This window comes from Priestia sp. TRM10 (genome assembly GCF_057808375.1).
The window spans coordinates 32,772-51,460 of sequence record NZ_JBJZOT010000018.1 but is presented as its reverse complement, the minus strand read 5'-3'; the positions used below and the strand labels follow the sequence as shown (position 1 = coordinate 51,460).

The 18,689-nt window shown below is 36.9% G+C and carries 19 protein-coding genes and 1 pseudogene; 9 read left to right on the top strand and 11 right to left on the bottom strand.

Annotated elements, in window-relative coordinates; genetic code table 11:
• Window positions 1-82: 82 nt before the first annotated feature.
• Window positions 83-1,987, bottom strand: coding sequence for a PTS mannitol transporter subunit IICBA (locus ACK3CR_RS25775; protein ID WP_488976314.1), 1,905 nt, complete (start codon window positions 1,985-1,987; stop codon window positions 83-85).
• A 190-nt stretch (window positions 1,988-2,177) separates the two neighbouring features.
• Here ACK3CR_RS25775 and ACK3CR_RS25770 point away from each other — a divergent pair, with 190 nt between their 5' ends.
• Window positions 2,178-2,966 carry a GNAT family N-acetyltransferase gene (locus tag ACK3CR_RS25770; RefSeq protein WP_488976313.1) on the top strand — a complete coding sequence of 263 codons (789 nt, stop codon included), beginning with the start codon at window positions 2,178-2,180 and terminating at the stop codon, window positions 2,964-2,966.
• A gap of 34 nt (window positions 2,967-3,000) precedes the next feature.
• Here ACK3CR_RS25770 and ACK3CR_RS25765 read toward each other — a convergent pair whose 3' ends face one another.
• Complete coding sequence (locus tag ACK3CR_RS25765; RefSeq protein ID WP_488976312.1) at window positions 3,001-3,969, bottom strand: 2-hydroxyacid dehydrogenase; 969 nt, start codon at window positions 3,967-3,969, stop codon at window positions 3,001-3,003.
• 144 nt (window positions 3,970-4,113) lie between these two features.
• Between ACK3CR_RS25765 and ACK3CR_RS25760 the strand changes: the two genes are divergently transcribed.
• Both ACK3CR_RS25760 and ACK3CR_RS25755 read left to right on the top strand, forming a co-directional pair.
• Window positions 4,114-4,431, top strand: a complete 318-nt coding sequence (locus tag ACK3CR_RS25760; RefSeq protein ID WP_488976311.1) for a magnetosome magnetite crystal formation protein family — start codon at window positions 4,114-4,116, stop codon at window positions 4,429-4,431.
• Window positions 4,432-4,445: 14 nt separating this feature from the next.
• Entirely contained in the window at window positions 4,446-5,162 is a 717-nt protein-coding gene (locus tag ACK3CR_RS25755; protein WP_268586211.1) for a MerR family transcriptional regulator, read from the top strand.
• Between the two features lie 12 nt (window positions 5,163-5,174).
• Here the strand turns inward: ACK3CR_RS25755 and ACK3CR_RS25750 are convergent, their stop codons facing one another.
• The gene (locus ACK3CR_RS25750; RefSeq protein ID WP_488976310.1) at window positions 5,175-6,194 is read right to left on the bottom strand and encodes a FecCD family ABC transporter permease; all 1,020 of its coding nucleotides are present in this window, start codon (window positions 6,192-6,194) and stop codon (window positions 5,175-5,177) included.
• Window positions 6,194-7,249: a FecCD family ABC transporter permease gene (locus ACK3CR_RS25745; protein WP_488976309.1), complete on the bottom strand. Its 1,056-nt coding sequence runs from the start codon at window positions 7,247-7,249 to the stop codon at window positions 6,194-6,196. Before ACK3CR_RS25745 ends, ACK3CR_RS25750 begins: the two co-directional genes overlap by 1 nt.
• Window positions 7,250-7,480: 231 nt before the next feature.
• Here ACK3CR_RS25745 and ACK3CR_RS25740 point away from each other — a divergent pair, with 231 nt between their 5' ends.
• Entirely contained in the window at window positions 7,481-8,428 is a 948-nt protein-coding gene (locus ACK3CR_RS25740) for an iron-hydroxamate ABC transporter substrate-binding protein (RefSeq protein ID WP_488976329.1), read from the top strand.
• Between the two features lie 284 nt (window positions 8,429-8,712).
• A complete protein-coding gene (gene aimA / locus ACK3CR_RS25735; RefSeq protein WP_488976308.1) occupies window positions 8,713-10,329 on the top strand; it encodes a glutamate/serine transporter AimA in 1,617 nt (538 codons plus the stop codon).
• A 110-nt stretch (window positions 10,330-10,439) separates the two neighbouring features.
• Here aimA and ACK3CR_RS25730 read toward each other — a convergent pair whose 3' ends face one another.
• Window positions 10,440-11,003 (bottom strand): DUF6434 domain-containing protein, encoded by a 564-nt coding sequence (locus tag ACK3CR_RS25730; RefSeq protein ID WP_488976307.1) that lies wholly within the window; start codon window positions 11,001-11,003, stop codon window positions 10,440-10,442.
• Between the two features lie 129 nt (window positions 11,004-11,132).
• Here ACK3CR_RS25730 and ACK3CR_RS25725 point away from each other — a divergent pair, with 129 nt between their 5' ends.
• Window positions 11,133-12,035: a dienelactone hydrolase family protein gene (locus ACK3CR_RS25725; protein WP_488976306.1), complete on the top strand. Its 903-nt coding sequence runs from the start codon at window positions 11,133-11,135 to the stop codon at window positions 12,033-12,035.
• A 34-nt stretch (window positions 12,036-12,069) separates the two neighbouring features.
• Here ACK3CR_RS25725 and ACK3CR_RS25720 read toward each other — a convergent pair whose 3' ends face one another.
• Window positions 12,070-13,251, bottom strand: coding sequence for a pyridoxal phosphate-dependent aminotransferase (locus ACK3CR_RS25720; RefSeq protein ID WP_488976328.1), 1,182 nt, complete (start codon window positions 13,249-13,251; stop codon window positions 12,070-12,072).
• Window positions 13,252-13,446: 195 nt separating this feature from the next.
• On the opposite strand from ACK3CR_RS25720, the pseudogene ACK3CR_RS25715 reads away from it, so the two are divergent.
• Window positions 13,447-13,587, top strand: a pseudogene (locus ACK3CR_RS25715) (MarC family protein); the annotation flags it as partial.
• 74 nt (window positions 13,588-13,661) lie between these two features.
• On the opposite strand, the gene ACK3CR_RS25710 reads toward ACK3CR_RS25715, so the two are convergent.
• Complete coding sequence (locus ACK3CR_RS25710; RefSeq protein ID WP_243515768.1) at window positions 13,662-13,862, bottom strand: hypothetical protein; 201 nt, start codon at window positions 13,860-13,862, stop codon at window positions 13,662-13,664.
• 436 nt (window positions 13,863-14,298) lie between these two features.
• Here ACK3CR_RS25710 and cyoE point away from each other — a divergent pair, with 436 nt between their 5' ends.
• Window positions 14,299-15,216: a heme o synthase gene (gene cyoE / locus ACK3CR_RS25705; protein WP_268586216.1), complete on the top strand. Its 918-nt coding sequence runs from the start codon at window positions 14,299-14,301 to the stop codon at window positions 15,214-15,216.
• Window positions 15,217-15,325: 109 nt separating this feature from the next.
• Window positions 15,326-16,165 (top strand): manganese catalase, encoded by an 840-nt coding sequence (locus ACK3CR_RS25700; protein ID WP_488976305.1) that lies wholly within the window; start codon window positions 15,326-15,328, stop codon window positions 16,163-16,165.
• A gap of 40 nt (window positions 16,166-16,205) precedes the next feature.
• Here ACK3CR_RS25700 and ACK3CR_RS25695 read toward each other — a convergent pair whose 3' ends face one another.
• The 4 genes from ACK3CR_RS25695 to ACK3CR_RS25680 form a co-directional block, all read right to left on the bottom strand.
• Window positions 16,206-16,427, bottom strand: coding sequence for a hypothetical protein (locus ACK3CR_RS25695; RefSeq protein WP_488976304.1), 222 nt, complete (start codon window positions 16,425-16,427; stop codon window positions 16,206-16,208).
• A gap of 158 nt (window positions 16,428-16,585) precedes the next feature.
• On the bottom strand, window positions 16,586-17,638 hold the full coding sequence (locus tag ACK3CR_RS25690) for a beta-carotene 15,15'-monooxygenase (protein WP_430238789.1): 1,053 nt from the start codon (window positions 17,636-17,638) through the stop codon (window positions 16,586-16,588).
• Between the two features lie 35 nt (window positions 17,639-17,673).
• On the bottom strand, window positions 17,674-18,357 hold the full coding sequence (locus tag ACK3CR_RS25685; RefSeq protein WP_243515778.1) for a DUF3169 family protein: 684 nt from the start codon (window positions 18,355-18,357) through the stop codon (window positions 17,674-17,676).
• On the bottom strand, window positions 18,354-18,557 hold the full coding sequence (locus ACK3CR_RS25680; protein ID WP_061802704.1) for a helix-turn-helix transcriptional regulator: 204 nt from the start codon (window positions 18,555-18,557) through the stop codon (window positions 18,354-18,356). The genes ACK3CR_RS25685 and ACK3CR_RS25680 overlap by 4 nt, the downstream gene beginning before the upstream one ends.
• Between the last annotated feature and the right edge of the window lie 132 nt (window positions 18,558-18,689).

The following is an 18,689-nucleotide window of genomic DNA, read 5'->3' as shown; positions in this document are numbered from 1 at the left end:
ATCAGCTCATTTCTTATAACGTGAAATGTAGTACAGAAATGCATAAATAGAAAGGCACCTAGATGCCTTTCTATTTTATACATTAGCTTGAAGTCCCTTCACCGTTTAAAAGCTCCATTAGTTCTTCAGCTGTTTCAGCTTTTACCATTTTTTCGATGTTTGCCATATCAGAGCAAGTAACTGCTATCCCTGATAAAATTTCAAGATGAGTTCCATCTTTCCCAGCAATACCAAAGATTAAGCGAACCTTTTCGCCATCAAAGTCCACTCCTTGTGGAACTTGAAGAACGGTGAAACCAGATTTTAATACTGCTTTCTTCGCTTCCTCTGTACCGTGTGGAATAGCAACATCATTCCCCATAAAAGTAGATGTCATATTGTCACGCTCAATCATAGCTTCAATGTAACTTTCTTCAACATATCCGCTATCAACTAAAACACGTCCTGCAAATCGAATAGCCTCTTCCTTATTAGCAAATTCCTGATTCAAGAACACATTTTCTTTTCTTAATAAGCTATCATCCTGCTCAACTGGAGCAGCTTCTTCTTCCACTTCTTCCACTAACTCTTCAGTTGGTGTATCATGATCATTTTGCAACTTATCAATGAGCTTATCATATTCTGGACTTGATAAGAAATTATCAACAGAGATGTGATAAGCATCTGGTAGTTTACTTTGAGCCCGCGGTGTTAGCTCCTCTTGTGTAATAACAATTTGAGCATCACTCGGCAGATTGCTAATAGCTGTGTTTGTAACTGAAATAGACAATCCTGCTTCTTTTACTTTCTTGCGAAGTAGTGAAGCACCCATTGCACTAGAACCCATCCCAGCATCACATGCGAAAACAATTTTCTGAACGTTATTTGGCAAAGCTCCTTGGTTAGTTGTAAGTGTACTTGCTACAGAGCTCTTTTTCCCTTTCATCTCCTGCATTTTTTTAGAGGCTTCTTCAATGTCTTCTGCTTTCTCTTTTCCAGTTTTTAAAATTAGTGATGCAACTGCAAATGAAACAATAGTAGCAACAAGGACACCCGCAATGTTTGCCATATAGGCGCCACCTGGTGTTGCTGCAAGAATTGCTAAAATGCTTCCCGGAGATGCAATAGCTTGTAACCCTCCACCAAGTAATACAAAGGTGAATACTCCACTCATACCTCCTAAAACAGCTGCAACGATTAATAATGGACGCATTAAGATGTAAGGAAAATAGATTTCATGAATCCCACCAAAGAAATGAATAATAGCTGCCCCTGGTGCAGATTGTTTTGCTGATCCTCTGCTAAAGAATGCATAAGCAAGGAGAATTCCTAAACCAGGCCCTGGATTTGCTTCGAGAAGCAGTAGAATAGACTGGCCATCTGTACGAATTTGCTCAGCTCCAATTGGAGAGAGAATTCCGTGGTTAATTGCATTATTTAAGAACAATACTTTTGCAGGTTCAATAAGAATACTTGTTAATGGTAAAAGACCATGAGCAACCATCCAGTCTACACCAGCCATTAACCAGCCTGTAAAAGTATCAACAGCAGGTCCGACTCCTAGAAATGCTAAGATAGCTAAGATACCACCAAGAATCCCCGCCGAAAAGTTATTAACAAGCATTTCAAAACCAGTTTTAACTTTCCCTTCAATTGCACGGTCAAACTTTTTAATAACATAACCGCCAAGCGGTCCCATAATCATAGCACCGAGAAACATCGGGATATCAGAACCAACAATAACCCCCATTGTTGCAATAGCTCCCACAACTCCTCCACGCTGCTCGTGAACGAGCTTACCTCCTGTGTATCCAATTAACAAAGGAAGTAAATACGTGACCATCGGATCAACTAGCTTGGCAAGGCTTTCATTCGGAAAGAAACCCTTTTCAATAAATAGTGCTGTAATAAGCCCCCAAGCAATAAATGCGCCAATATTCGGCATTACCATTGAGCTTAGAAAGTTACCGAACTTCTGTACAGCAACTTTTATATTTGATTGAGCCATATGCTCTCTTCCTTTCTATGTGTATTAAGACTTATAATAACTACAGCTATAATGTTAGGATATGAATTGCTTTCATTCAACAAAGAAGAAAACTAACTTTGTCGCAGAGAAGAAGACAAAGCTTTTGTAATGGCTCCCAACTACATAATCTTCTTCACAGTCTTCCAATTATATCTTTAGGAGGAAAAGCATGTTTAACTTATCGAAGTCAGATTTTGTAAAAATAATTCCTTTTTTAAATAATAATCCTCTCTCACCAACATTTGCTTATGCTGTTGCACACGGTCTCATAGAAGGAGATATTTTTGTTAGTAGTTGTTCCACAATGGATACGTTCTTACTCAGAACTCGTTCAGGGCTTTATTTTGCGGATGGAGATTTAAATCATTCATTCTTCTATTCTTGGTTTAAAGATTATCTCTCTCAAAAAGCTAAGAATAAAGCAAATCGGCTAACTTTCTTTTCTCCTAACAAAATTCTAGATCAAAAAATACGCGATATAATCGGAGGTCATTGTAAAGAAATGCAGCGATGCTCTTTTGATTTTGACCCTTGTACGTATAGTTCAGATTTCTCTTCTTCCCCTTCCTCTTCTTCCATCAAAGAAATGAATTATTACTACATCAGAGAGCACAAGGAGTTCCATGAAGCTTACTATAAGGAGTATTGGGGATCTGTTCATAACTTCTTGCATAACGGTTTTGGATATTGTATCGTTGATCATCATCAAAATATTTTAAGCACTTGTACGACTATCTTTCGTGGAGGGAAGTTTGCTGAAATAGATATTTCAACATCTCCGCAACATCAAGGAAAAGGGCTAGCAACTAAAGTGGCCCATGTCTTCATTAAGCACTGTTTAAAGCAGAAACTCACGCCTCGTTGGGATTGTGATTTTAACAATGAAAGCTCTAAACACCTCGCTCAAAAGCTTGGATTTCACACACCGAAAACTTATACTGTTTTTGCGAGAAAATAAAAACATGCTCAAACATTTGAGCATGTTTCTATTTTTATGCTTGAACTTCAAACGGTAGTTTCTCCCCCTTTATTCCAGCAACTAAATTTTCTGCAGCCATCATAGCCATTTTCTTGCGAGTTGCAATACTTGCACTGCCAATGTGAGGCACTGCTGTTACGTTAGGAAGAGAAAGAAGTGGATGAGAAGCAGAAATAGGCTCTTCCTCAAATACGTCGAGGCCAGCAGCCCAGATTTCTCCTTCTTTTAATGCCTTGTACAATGCTTGTTCATCTACGTTTGTTCCCCGAGAAACATTAATAAACACAGCGCTTTCTTTCATTAATTGAAACTGTTCTGTTCCTATCATATGTCTTGTTTCTTCAGAGCCTGGAGCTAGCAATACAATGAAGTCGGACGTTTGAAGAAGCTCTGTAAGCTCACAATATGCAACGCCTATTTCCTCTTCAATATGAGGCTTTTGATTTCGGTTATAATATACAACATCCATATTAAACCCAAGAGCTCGCCGGGCAACTCCTTCACCAATTCTTCCCATACCAATGATGCCAAGTCTCGCTCCGTAAATGTCTTGTCCGGTTAACAGCATAGGCCCCCAGCTTTTCCACTTTTCTTCCTTTATATAATATGCTCCCTCAACAATGCGCCGACCTGCTGCCATAAGTAATGTAAAGGCTAAGTCTGCGGTTGTTTCATTCAAAACAGAAGGCGTATGACCAACAGCAATCCCTCGTTCTCTAGCATACTCCATGTCAATGTTATCAAAACCAACAGCCATTGTGCTTATCACTTTCAAATGCGGCGCACTATCTATAAGTTCACGATCAATCTTATCTCCTACATTTGTATAAAGAGCATGAGCATTATGGACTTCTTCTTTTAATCGTTCATAAGGCATTGCTATTTCTTCTTCAGGCCATATATATAATTCTCCAGACTTTTTCATAATGTCTAACGATTCATCAGGAATTTTTCGTGTAACAACAATTTTATACTCCCCCATACTTTTTCCTCCTCTATTCCCATTATTGTTTCTTCTTTTACTATACAGTGCCCTTTAAAAGGGATTCAACAAAATAGTATCTTGAACCTCCCCTTACGTCACCCTTTACACTCAATAATAAAAGAGAAGAAAGGATGAAAAACAATGCACGTAAGAAGAAAAGAAAAAGTCATGGTACAATTAATGCTTGGAACCTCCCTTATTTTGGGGTTTATTCCACCGCTTATTATGTTTCTTGCTTCTAGAAAAAAGAAGATTTTTTATAGAGAAACAAGTCGTAAAGCTTTAAACTTCCACCTAACCATTTTTCCATTATTTTTAGTTAGCTATATTCTGCCCTCTTCATTTAAGTCATTTTCATATATCATTCTCATAATTGAATCATTTTTTATTTTAAATGCCATGATTTCCATATTAATTCATAAACCTTACAAGTATTGGGCTCTTCCATATTTAAAGTAACGAAGGTGATAAAGATGGAACGAAATATGTTAACAATTGGGGAACTTGCAACTAAAACAGAGGTAACTATTCGAACGTTACGCTACTACGATAAGATTGGCCTTCTTAGTCCACGTCATTATAAGGAAGGCGGACATCGGCTCTATCAAGAAGAAGACGTCATGCGTTTACAGCAGATTCAATCTTTAAAGTTAATAGGCTTTTCCTTAAAAGAAATAAAAAACCTATTAGATAAGAGCTCTGTTGAACAAGAAACCTTGCATATAGCAATTGATTCTAAACTAGCTCACCTTAAAGAGGAACGAGATTCAATTGAGAAAACAATTTCTGCCTTATATCATATTAAAACAGTAACATCCAATCATCAGAATATTGACCTTCGCTTATTTTGTTTTGTTCTGTATTCTTTACTTTGGGATGAGAGAGAGAAACATAGTAAGAGTGAGCTTTCCATCCAAAACTTCACAGAAGAAGAAAGAACAAAGCTTGATCAGCAGTACTTTACTCTTTATACAGAACTAAAATATCTAGCAGAAGAAGATATTTCTCCTTCTTCCTCACAAGCCAGACATCTGTATTCTAATATGCAAGACCTTGTAAAGAGAACAATTATAGGAGATAAATTCTCTTCAACTTCTCTTGTCATTTCTAATGAAATTTTCAACCCTTTTACTGAAAAGGAGCTGAGGTTTTTAAAGTCTTTGACAAAACATCAAAAAGACCAGTCTTAAAAGACTGGTCTTTTAAGCTTTCTTTATTAATAAATAAAGAAAGTATGGTGCCCCAATTACCGCTACAACGAGGCCAACAGGGATTTCCGAAGGTGCTAAAATATTTCTTGCTAATGTATCTGAAACAAGAAGAAGTAATGCTCCTATTAAGGCTGTAACTGGCAAAAAACGCTCATGACGTGGACCTACTAATCTTCTTCCTAAATGAGGAGCTACAAGCCCAAGAAAAGCAATTCCTCCCCCAACCGAAACGGAACTTCCTGCTAAGGCAACCGCCACAATAAGCAAAATCCTACGCTCTTTTTCAACTTTTGTACCAAGTCCTGTAGCTACTTGATCCCCTAAATTCAACACATTTAAATAGCGTGATTTGTACAAAGTGAAAGGTATAAGAAGCACAATCCATGGCAAAATAGCCAATACAAATGTCCAACTTGTTCCCCAAATACTTCCGGATAGCCAAATGGAAGCTTGTTTAAAATCATTTGGACTCAATTTAAGCTGAAAAATAATAAGTAAAGCAGCGAAAGCTGAATTAATTCCAATCCCTACAAGAATAAGACGAGTTGGAGTTATACCATTTTTCCAGGAGATAATATAAATTAAAACCGCTGCAGTAAGCGCTCCTAGTAAAGCTGTAAACGGCAAAGCAAAAATAGAGAATGCACCAAGGCTTCCAGTAGTGCCCCCAGAGAAAAAGATATATAAAACAACCGCAAAACCGGCGCCGGCATTAATCCCTAGAATACCTGGGTCTGCGAGATCATTTTTTGATACTCCTTGCATGATAGCTCCAGATATCCCTACACCTGCTCCAATTAAGATAGCAATCACCATTCGTGGTAAACGAAAATCAAATAAGATAACTTCATTTCCGCTTTCTCCTTTACCAACGATTGTTTGTAGAACTTCAAGAGGAGCTAATTTGATATAGCCAATATTAAGACTCAGAAAGAAAGCAACAATAATAGCGATAAAAAGCAAAATTATAGTTGTCCACATTTTTCGGTCTTGTTTTTTATATTCTTGCATTAGAGCCCTCTCCCTTCATTTCGTGCTAGATAAAGGAAGAATGGCACGCCAATAAGAGCCGTAACAGCACCAACAGGTGTTTCAAAAGGTTGGTTAATCATTCTCGCAGCAATATCTGCTATAACGAGCAATAAAGCTCCTAAAACAGCTGAACAAGGGATAATAAATCTATAATCCAATCCAACTAGGAATCTAGTAACATGAGGAATAACCAGACCAATAAACCCAATAAGACCTGCTACTGAAACAGCTGCTCCTGTTAAAAGCAAAACAGTAATAGTCCCAATTACTCTTACAGCTGTTGTATTTTGACCAAGTCCTTTTGCAACTTCTTGACCTAAACTTAATACAGTAACAGATCGTGCAATAAGGAGGGCTAAAATAAGACCAATAGCTGTAAAAGGGAAAAGTAGACTAATGCTTTCCTTTTGAACTCCTGCAAGGCCTCCTGCATACCAAAAACTTAAATCTTTCCCAACATCAAAATGAATACCAATTGCCGTTGAGATTGAATCAAGAAGAAGAGAAATAGCTGTTCCTGCTAAAGCAAGCTTAACAGGTGTTAATCCTCCTCTTGAAAAAGAACCTATCCCAAACACTAAACAAGCACCAAGTCCTGCCCCTACCATCGCAAAAATGGTTAGTGAAAATGAAGATGAATGAGGGAAAAATGCAAGAGCAATAGCCATCATAAATAAAGAGCCTGCACTAATTCCCATGATAGATGGAGAAGCAAGTGGGTTCCTTGTCATACCTTGCATAATAGCGCCTGAAACAGCTAAAGATGCACCAATCAAAGCAGCTCCGATTGCTCTTGGCAGTCGCAGTCTTTGAATAATCTGATGAGAAGTTGAAGCGGCATCAAATTGAAAGAGGCTTTGCCAAACAGTTGAAAGTTTGATATCTGCTACTCCGATTGAAACAGAAGCACCAATAGCTAAAACGAGTATTCCAAGACCCAGAAATATAATTACAGAAGCAATTAGAGGCTTACCTTTAATCTCTTTCTCTTCTTCAGCTCTCTGCTTGTCCTTTGTCTGATTCCTCTGTAACATCTATAATCCTTCCTTTTACCCTTAAGTGATATTGATAATCTTTTTCATTATAAGTGAAACGCTCTCATTTCTCAATCTTTCCTCTCCCTCTAAACTCTCTTATTTTAAGTCTAATTTCACCCTTTTTAGAGAAAAGAATAATAGTTTCTCTTGTAATTGACAATGATAATTGTTATCATTTATATCGAATATGAGAGATATATACTAGGAGGAAGAACCGTGATTAAGAAAATGAAACTCTTTGCATTACTTACTGGTCTTGTTGTTTTTTCACTTGCCCTTGCTGCCTGTGGGAACAATGAGGAGAAATCCTCATCTAAATCAGAAGACTCCGCAAAGGAACGTACTGTTACAGATGCAATGGGGCATGAAGTAACGATTCCAGAAAATCCAAAACGCGTCCTTGCTTCTTATTTAGAAGATAACCTTGTGGCCCTTGGAGTTACACCTGTTGCCCAATGGTCTGTAAAAGATGGAAAAAGTACGCAAGAATACTTATCAAGTAGTTTAAAAGATGTTCCAACTATCCCAAGTGAACTGCCTCTTGAAGCAGTAGCAAGCTACAAGCCTGATTTAATTATTTTAGATTCCCCAGACTTAGCTGAAGGCGGCAAATACGAGCAGTATGCTAAGATCGCTCCAACTTATGTAATTGGAACAGAACAAAATAATGATTGGCGTAAAGAACTTACAAAAGTTGGCGAACTACTAAATAAGAGTGATGAAGCTAAGAAAGCTTTAAAAGAATATGATCAAAAAGTAAAAGAAGCCAAGAGTGAACTTGAAGAAAAGGCTTCAGGTGAATCATCAGCTGCTCTTTGGCTTGTTGGCGGCAAGTTCTTTATGGTAAGTGACAATTTATCAAGTGGTGCTGTTATGTATGGAGACTTAGGTATTAAGGAACCAAACGTTGTTAAGGAAGTGTCAAGTAAAGGAGATGCAAACTGGCTTCCTGTTTCTCTTGAAAAACTAGCACAGCTTGACGCAGATCACATTTTCCTCATTAACAGTGATAAAGAATCAGGATCAAAAGCATTAGAAGATCCTCTATGGCAAAACATCCCTGCTGTTAAAAATGGCAATGTTCACGAATATGGACAAGATGCTAGTTGGCTTTATACAGGGACAATTGCAAATAAGCAAATCGTTGATAACGTTGTAAAAGATATGACAAAATAAGAAAAGCCTGGTGATTATTTATCACCAGGCTTTTTTCACTCTTCTATTTTTAACACTAAATTATCTCATCCTCTCATTTAAAATCTCAAATTCCCCCTCTCTTTTACACCTGATATCCTAGCCAATGTGAAAACCCATCAACAAATACAGAAAATAAAAAAAGATGATATAATAGTGAAAACCTAGCGAAAAGGTCGTGATATCCCACATCTATGATTTTCTACTCACCAAGATTTAGCTTTTTTGCATTTAATTTTCAAACGATATTGAAGGGTGCTAATTTTATGAACAATTTAAATCGCAATATGGGTACTTTTTCGCTTATCATGGTTGGAATTGGCTCAATCATTGGTTCAGGATGGCTTTTCGGAGCTTGGAGAGCTGCTCAAATAGCTGGTCCAGCCGCTATTTTCTCATGGATTATTGGTATGATTGTTATTGGTATGATTGCTCTTTCTTATAGTGAACTTGGTGCAATGTTTCCAGAAGCTGGAGGGATGGTCAAATATACGCAATACTCACATGGCTCTTTCCTAGGATTTATCGCTGCTTGGGCAAATTGGATTGCTATTGTTTCTGTTATTCCTGTTGAAGCAGTTGCTTCAGTTCAATATATGAGTTCATGGCCTTGGGAATGGGCGCAGTGGACAAGCGCTCTAGTAAAGGAGGGAAAACTTACAGGTAAAGGATTACTTGTTGCAACAGCCCTTTTACTTGTTTACTTCTTCCTAAACTATTGGACAGTGAGTTTGTTCTCGAAAGCGAACTCGCTTATTACCGTTTTCAAAATTATAATCCCAGGATTAACAATTGGCGCTCTGTTGTTTGTTGGCTTTAATAGTGGAAATTTTACAGCAGGAGACAGCATTGCACCTAGTGGATGGGCTAGTGTTCTAACGGCTGTTGCAACATCTGGAATTGTATTTGCTTTTAATGGTTTCCAAAGCCCTGTTAATATGGCTGGTGAAGCTAAAAATCCAGGTAGATCTATTCCAATTGCTGTTATTAGCTCTATCTTAATTGCTACTGTAATTTATGTACTTCTTCAAGTAGCCTTTATCGGCGCTGTTGATCCTGCAGCAATTGTAAACGGATGGAGTCACTTGAACTTCAATTCACCGTTTGCCGATTTGGCAATTGCGTTGGGAATTAACTGGCTTGTTATTGTACTGTATGCCGATGCTTTTGTGTCTCCTTCAGGTACAGGAATTACGTATACAGCAACAACAGCTCGTATGCTTTATGGAATGGAAAAGAACAAGTACTTGCCAAGCTTCATCGGTAGGCTACATCCCCTTTATGGGATTCCTCGTCAAGCAATGTTTGTAAACTTAGGCGTATCTTTAATTTTCTTATTCTTATTCAGAGGATGGGGAGTGTTAGCTGAAATTATCTCAGTTGCAACCCTTATTTCATATTTGACAGGTCCAATTACTGTTATGACGTTACGAAAAATTGGTAAAGATTTATACCGACCACTTCATTTAAAAGGATTAAGCATCATTGCACCACTTGGTTTCATTTTTGCTTCCTTAACTCTTTATTGGGCACGTTGGCCGTTAACAGGACAAGTTTTGTTTATTATCTTAATCGGATTTCCAATTTATTTTTATTATCAAGCCAAAAATAACTGGAAAGATTTTAAGAGGAATTTCAAAGCTGGAGCTTGGATGGTTGTTTATCTTCTCTCAATGGTAGTCATCTCTTGGCTGGGAAGCGAGAAGTTTGGAGGACTAAATATTATTAAGTACGGATGGGACATGCTTCTAATTACTGTACTTTCTCTTTTCTTCTACACTTGGGCACTTAAGAGCGGCATTGAAAGTGAATCTTTAGATGAAGGGCGCAAAGTGAATGACGCCTTACGTGCAGCTCAAGAAGAGCGTGCACATAAAAAATAAACAGATAGTTCATCTTATTGATTATTATACTATTGAACTTTCAGGAGATTCATTTTCTTCTTACCTTCTTTTCTCTAAGAGAGAAAAGAAGGTTTTTTATTAGGTTAAGACTATTCTTCTCCTCTATATTTGTTATCACCAGGAAGATTTTTAATATGCTTCCAAGCTACAATAGCGTCTTCTCTTCCCCTACCCTTATTTTTTGGGTCGGAAAAATAATCTCGAATAAACTGATTGTATTGAAACTGAGATCCAATCTTTGATTGATAAGTTGGATCTTTTTTACGCCTCTCCTCTTCCAACCAAGCTTCTATTACATCTTGATATGTCTTTCCTACATTATTTTTAAAGTAATTTTGTATGTAAGTAGAAAAATGGAAGTTCGAAAGGTGAAGCTTAAAAAATGCCCTCACTTTCTGACTACACCTGTGATGTTCCGTAATGACCGTTTCAAGACTTAACTCTTCATCTAATGAATGTACTGTTCTTCTCTTTACTGGCTTTACAATTCCCCCTTCCCTCAGAAATATGCCTATACGCTCTGTTATCTCGTCTTTCGATCCTGATGCACTTAATCCATTATCACGGCAAAATGACTGCAGTTCTTTTTTAAGCCAATAAAAATCTCTAAATTTATGTTCTGGTAAACCTTTTGTTAAGGGCAGCCTTTCCATGCTATCCCTCCTCTCCATCTACTATTATAGAACAAATGTTCCTCACCGTCAGTTTTAATATGGAAAATTTATCTTTTTAAATCTATAATTTGTCTTATACACTACACTTTCTTTAAAAGGAGGGAAAACATGAAAATCACAAAAGAGAAACAAAAACTTTGGGAGCTTCTTGGTGATTTGCCTGAGAAAAATAAAATCTCTGTCACAACCCTTTTTGAGCGAGAGATGGAAACCTACATTGTAGAAGAACTTTTACTATCTCTAAATGGTAGAGAAAATGTTCCTGCTTATTTCGTTAAACCAAAAAACAAAGCCAAGAAAAGACCAGCTGTGCTTTTTAATCATTCACATGGCGGCCTGTACGACATGGGAAAGAAAGAACTCCTGAAAAGTAGTCCATATTTATATGAAGAAGCATTTGCCAAAACATTAACAGACTTAGACTACAATGTGCTTTGCCTTGATATGTGGGGCTTTGGAGAAAGAGCAGGGAAAGCTCAAACAGAGATTTTTAAGGAGCTGCTTTGGAATGGTGAAGTTTTATGGGGAATGATGATCTATGACAGCATAAGAGGAATTGACTACTTATTCGAACGAGAGGATGTTGATTCTACCCGCATTGCAACAATGGGCATGTCAATGGGCGGATTAATGGCATGGTGGGTTGCTGCCTTAGATGAGCGTATTTCAGTTTGTATAGATATTACAGCACAAGTAGAGGCTAGAACACTGGTAAAACAGAGACGGCTTGATTCCCATGGCTTCTACTCCTATGTTCCTAGCCTCCTTAAACATTTTGAAACAGCCGAGATTCAATCTTTCATTGCGCCTCGACCACACCTAAGTCTTGTAGGAGAACATGACCTGTTAACTCCTTATGATGGACTTTCAATTATTGACGAAGAATTAAAAAGAATTTATAAAGAGATGGGGCTAGCTCATCATTGGAAAATGAGTTGTTATCCCTGTGGTCATATCGAGACAGCTGGAATGCGTGCTGAAGCTTGTGACTTTTTAAAGACGTATTTGTAAAAAATAAAAGCAGCCTTATATAAGGCTGCTTTTGTTAAGCAAAGTCTTTATAAAGAGCAATAAAGGCCTCTCTTGAACGTTCAATCTGGTCAAGAGATACACTAAAAGATAATCGGAAATACCCTTTTACTCCGAATCCGCTACTTGGGACAACTAAGATTTTATATTTTTCAGCTGCATGCTGACAAAATGCTACTTCATCTTCAATTGGTGATTTTGGGAAAACAAAGAAACCACCTTTTGGCATCATAAAGTTAAAACCTGCTTCTTGCAGAATATCTACAATTAAATCACGACGTTTTTTATATTCGCTTGCATCTACTTTTAAGTTATCCATGCTTGCAATTGCCCGTTGCATTAAGACCGGCGCGTTTACAAACCCGAGTGTACGATTGCAGTATACAAATGCAGCAGTAAGAAGGTCCACACCAGGTGTATCGTTATCTAGAACAAGATAACCTAAACGTTCACCAGCAATTCCTAAATCTTTGCTGAAAGAGCTGGCTAAAATGATATTATGATATGCTTTAAATGGATCTGCAAGCTCTTCATCATAAATAAGCTGGCTATAAGGCTCGTCAAATAAAACGTAAATGCTTTGACTGTTTTCTTTTTCACACGCCTTTAGAAGCTCGCCTAGCTCATTAACATTTTCTTGTGTAAGAGCCGTTCCTGTTGGATTATGCGGGGTATTTAAAATAAGCCCTTTTGTTTTTGGAGTAATGGCTTTTTTTACAGCTTCAATATCAATCTCAAATTTCTCTGTTAGTGGACAGCTAACTACCTTTCCACCGTTGTTTTCAATATATGCTTTGTACTCAGCAAAATAAGGAGCAAGAACAATGACTTCTTCACCTTCATTTAAAATACTTCGTAAGGCCACATTTAAAGCTCCCCCTGCTCCCACGGTCATCACAACGTGCTTTGAGGAGAAGTTACCAGAGAAACGTGAACTGATAAACTCAGATACTTTTTCCCTTGCTTCTACAAGTCCTTGGTTTGGTATGTATCCGTGGCCTCCTTTTTTCACTTCTTCACGCAGCGCTTCTGTGAATAATTTTGGTGGTTCAACAACTGGATTACCTAATGAGAAATCAAAAACTTGATCTTCTCCAAACTCTTTCTTTAAACGGTTTCCCTCATCAAAAAGCTTACGAATCCATGAGGAGTTTTCTAGATTTGCCACAATTCGTTTTGATAAATCTGCCACTCTAATCTTTCCCTTCTGCTTAAAATCGTTCTTACTTAAAAATATCTTAAATTTCCTTTTTCCACAACATACCCTATATCTTTTCTATAAATTTAAATGAAAATTCAGTCTACTATTTACTCTATTAATTATAGGGAAGTCTTCAAAAAAATACTTAAAATAGGTATTTTTATTTATATTCATTCTACTTAAAGTTTCACTTTTTATTATTCTTCATCTATCATCAAGAAACTTGGACAAAATGGCGTCAATGTGATTTCAAGACTCATGGGGCTTATTCTGGCTGTGATGGCTATTCAAATGATTGCAGAAGGAATTAAAGGATTTTTTCCTTCTCTTTAAAAATAGAAAATTTATGATCTATTCCCCCATAATAAAAAAAGGAGAAGCAGCCGGGAACTGATTCTCCTTCTTTTTTATTTTACTTGAAGCTCAGCTATCATATCTTCCAACCGCTCTTTCTGAGCTTGAAGCTCTTCTACCGATGGCTGATAAGAGAGCTGCTGACTTCCGCCAAATGAATTCTTTGGCTGAACAAGATGCTGTAATTGCCCGCCATTTTGCTCGTAAAGACGGCATCCTACAGCTCCAACAACAGTTCCTGATACCAAGCCCATTAGAAAATCAAAGATAATTATATGTTTACTCCCCATTAATTTTATATATATAAATTCATATTATAAAGAAAAATATATGAATTTCCGTCCAACTTATACCTTATATTGTCTGTTTTTTCTTTTAATATTTTCTCATGTTTTACATTACTTCCAGCATACTATGAATAAGGAATTTTTTTACGGGAATAATTGAGAATGTATTGAGAAAGTGGACAAATTAGCACAATTTCATAGAAAGCGCTTTTATAAGCTATATAAGCGCTTTTTTTGCCCTTTTTTCCAACTCCTTTTCTTGACAATACTTGAATATAACATTAATATACCCGAGTAGTCTATAAAATTTTTTCAGCAAAAAACAGGGCTGTTTTTTTAGCTATTAGAACAATAAAAGCACTATTTTTAGGTTACTTACTATTTTAAAAAGGAGCGAGGAAATATGATAGCAAGGGAAGAAAATCTCGTTACAACAGAACAACGAACTTCTTGGACGATCCTAAAGCAGACAGTGAAAACTGGAATTATTAAATCAAATTTAATTACAATGCTTGCTGGCCTTACATTAGCTCTCTCTACGTACAATCTCACGCTAATTGATAAGTTACCAGAGCTTTTGTTTGCTTTGGTAGGATCCATCTTTGTTATGGGTGCGGCAGGAGCTTTAAATAATCTCTATGACCGCGATATTGACTCTTTAATGAAACGTACTCAAGATAGACCAACTGTAACGGGTGAAATTAAGACAGGCACAGTATTATGGCTAGGCATTTCTTTAGCTGTACTTGGCTTAATAGCTTTAGCTTTAGCAACACCAATGGCCGCTCTTTTTGGCTTTCTTGGACTGTTTTTCTATCTTGTGCCTTATACAATGTGGAGCAAGCGCAGAACAATTTACAACACAGAGATCGGTAGTATTTCAGGTGCAACTCCTCCATTAATTGGTTGGGCTGCAATTAGTCAGGACGTAACAAATCCAGCTATTATTGGGCTTTTTGTGATTACACTTATTTGGCAAATGCCTCACTTCTATGCAATTGCGATACGTAAACATGATGACTATAAAGCAGCAAATGTTCCAATGCTTCCAGTTGTAAAAGGATTTAAAAGAACATATGTGCAAACAAACGTATATCTTGTTGTCCTTATAGCAACAAGCTTTCTCTTCCTGCCATTAAGCTTAGGGCTTACAATTGTCTCTCTCATTTTAGGACTTTTATGGCTGGGACTAAGCTTGTTTGGTTATAAGAAAATGAACGGAGAAAAATGGGCAACATCAATGTTTATTTTCTCTCTTGTTCACATGACATTGTTGTTCTCAACAGTTATTGTTTACTCATTAATTGGGATGTTTGTCTAATACATCTTTCTACATTATATATCTGTTTTCTAACAAGTAAGCATTTCTTTATCTTCCTAGGAATAGGTTACATAAGTGACTATTCCTAGGAAGATAAGGAGGAGCTTACTTGTTTTTTCATACAAAGGAACTTCAATATCGTGCAAAACCAGAGCGCCCAGACCCACTTTTTGCAAAACAGCTTCAAGAAGTTTTAGGAGGACAATTTGGTGAGATCTCCGTTGCCCTTCAGTATTTATTTCAAGGCTGGAGTGTACGGGGAGACGGAAAATATAAAGACTTACTTATGGATACAGGAGCAGAAGAGCTTGCACACATTGAAATGCTCGCAACAATGATTGCTCGCCTACTTGATGGTGCACCTGTTGGAGATCTAGAGGACGCTGCTAAAGATCCTGTAATTGGTGCTATCCTTGGTGGAATGAATCCCCAACATGCAATTGTTTCAGGATTAGGTGCGATGCCTGCTGATAGCCTTGGAAACAAATGGCATGCTGGCTATATTATCGCAAGCGGCAACTTACTTGCAGATTTTCGCGCTAACTTAAATGCAGAGTCACAAGGACGTCTTCAAGTTGTAAGGCTTTATGAAGCAACAAATGATCGCGGTGTAAAAGATATGCTTTCATGGCTCATCGCTCGTGACACAATGCATCAAAACCAATGGATTGCAGCAATTAAAGAGCTTGAAGCAAAAGAAAACGTTGTTGTTCCAAGTACGTTCCCTCGTCAACTCGAAAAACGTGAAGTATCTCATGTTCTATTTAACTTCTCTGAAGGAGATAAAAGTGCAACAGGAAGATGGGCTAGCGGACCGAGTATGGATGGGGAAGGAACTTTTCAATATGTACAAAATCCTCAAGCATATGGTGGTAAACCAAAACTTAAACCGGCTCCTTCTTATATTCATAACACTCCTCCTAAAGATTTACGACCAAACACTATGTAAATATAAAAAGCGTGGAAAACATTCCTGTCCTCCACGCTTTTTACTTTCCTATTATGTCTAATGCAACTTCTTCACCAACATTAATGACCGAGTAATGGGATTGAAACTTATTTATCTTTACTGAATATGATGAATTTCCTTTTAGAACAAGAAGTTCTTCTCCTTTGACGATAGAATAGCCATGCTCTTCTAAGAGAGTAAAGGAAGGAATAAGATTATTTCCTTCTACAAGAAATTCTGTATCGTTATTAATATTCTTCATAGCACTAATTTCATCCCCCTTTAACTTTAATTCATACAGGGAATGCAGAGCTTCAAATGGCCTTTTATTGCCAAAAAGCTCATTCCAGTTGAACCAAACTAGAAGAGTAAACACGGGGGGTAAGGATGATAAGTAATGTCGTTGCTAAAATGCTTAGCTTAGCTATTCTTTTCACTTATATTCTCCTTTAACATTTCTTTGAATTCAATAATATTGTCTACTTTAATAGCTACTCTTTTATAGTTTTTCTTTATTCCTAAAAATAATGTTGCTTGAACTGGCACAGCTAACTCTAGCACAAGGTTCGGATAAACTTTTTCAAAATCATGAGCAATAAATTCAATGGTTTCTTTCGTCACTTTCTTCTCTAACTGTTCTTTTTCTTCTATTACACGAACAATAGTGTGAAGAGGAACCTTCATTCTTCTTATAAGACCAAGTGAAAGGTAGATGTTATCTTTTCCAATATGTGCAGGGTTAAATCTTACGGCTTGCAAATCACCTATAAAAAAGAATAGAGAGTAAATATTTAAAAGCAGAAGAATAACAGATAGCATAACGGACTTTTCATGAAGCCACCAATGAATACCAAGGGTCTCAATTACAATTGCATGAATCATCATAATTCGAAAAGGAAGCAAACTGGACTTTCTATAGATCGTAAATTGATTTTCTGTATATGTGGGGGTTTTTCGCCAAAAGAAGAATGCATAATAAAACATAAGCAATTCAGAGAAAAGAATGTGAACAATTGGGTTTCTTCCCCCACTTCTCTTTATTTCATAATCAAAGGAAGCAAGAAGTGGAAGTTCACTTTTAATCGCTGATGAGAAAATTCTAGGGGTGTTTTTTAAAAGTTTGGCAATCAAAAAGAGTTCAAAAAGAATCAAAAGAATTTCTATCCCTAAACCTATTTCAGTTACTCTCCTGAAAGAACCTAAGTACTGAACTGGAACCAGGAGACGAGCTACAATTAATCCTAATGGAATAACAATTAAAAGATGTTTAATATGCCTTTTCTCGATTAAGAAGAAAACTAGCAATGGAGTGATAATAGTGAGATCAATTAAAGAGCCAAGAACTGCTCCATTAATATTGTGCTGTAATACGGACAAACCGAATTGGGACTGATATAACAAAAGATTTGATGTGATAACAAGCAGTAATAAACTAAGTAAAACTTTACGCCTTAATTGCGCTTGAATAACCATAAAGCATGCCTCTTTTCTACAGGTGAAGTAGGAAGTTAACGGTTTCTTACTACTATGCCATACGTCATTTGAACAGCAATAAGAATAATTGTCATTAAAACAATAGAAAAAATTTGTGAATGACCTGAGACAGCTGTATAAAATACAGAAGCCATAATGCACATATACAGAAAAGGAATAAGCAGTTGATATGCCTTATGTAACCCTTCCAACACAACAAATTTTTCTCCATCATCCAGCACATCCAACATATCTTCAGAATTGCTTGGGAACTCTCGTCCAGGATATACTTTCTTTCCGCTTGAAAAGGCCAAGCCAGCCGCAATGACACTACCAATAATTAAGAAAAAAGCGTTCAAAGCTAACCAAGGATTTGAATCTCTAAACCATATAAATCCTAATCCAAGAGCAAGAATAGATAAAGTAATTGAGACATTTGAACATACCGTCATATCAGCAAAAAGGCGATATTTCTTCACTTCTATTTCATCCTCTTGTTCCTCATCTAATGAGACTACAGGCAAGTTCTTCATCTTTATAAATTGAAAAATAACTACAACAATAAAAACGACATTTAGTGCTAAAAGAGCATACATTACATTTTCCTCAGAGCTCCAGAGCCTTTCTACAATATGTTCATTATCCGTAAAGTATAGAACGAAAAAAGCAACAAGCCCAACAGGAAAAATACTAGATACAATCATACTGATTCCTTTCACAACTCATCCTCCTCAAATATAAAAATATTTTCAATCGGCTCTCTAAAAAGACGAGATAATCGAACGGCAATAAGCAAGGACGGCATATATTCTTCACGTTCAATAAGACTTACAGTTTGGCGTGAAATTTTAGCTCTCTTTGCAAGCTCCGTTTGATTCCATCCTTCTCGTGCCCGAAGTTCCTTTAAACGACTTTTCACTTGTATCTTCCTCCTCAAACCCAATATATAACTTATTTTTCCTTTTGACAACTATAATAGTCAAAATTATAAGTATAATAGTCAAATAAACAAAAAAGACAGTAGGACAAAGCCTTCTGCCTTCTTTTCTTA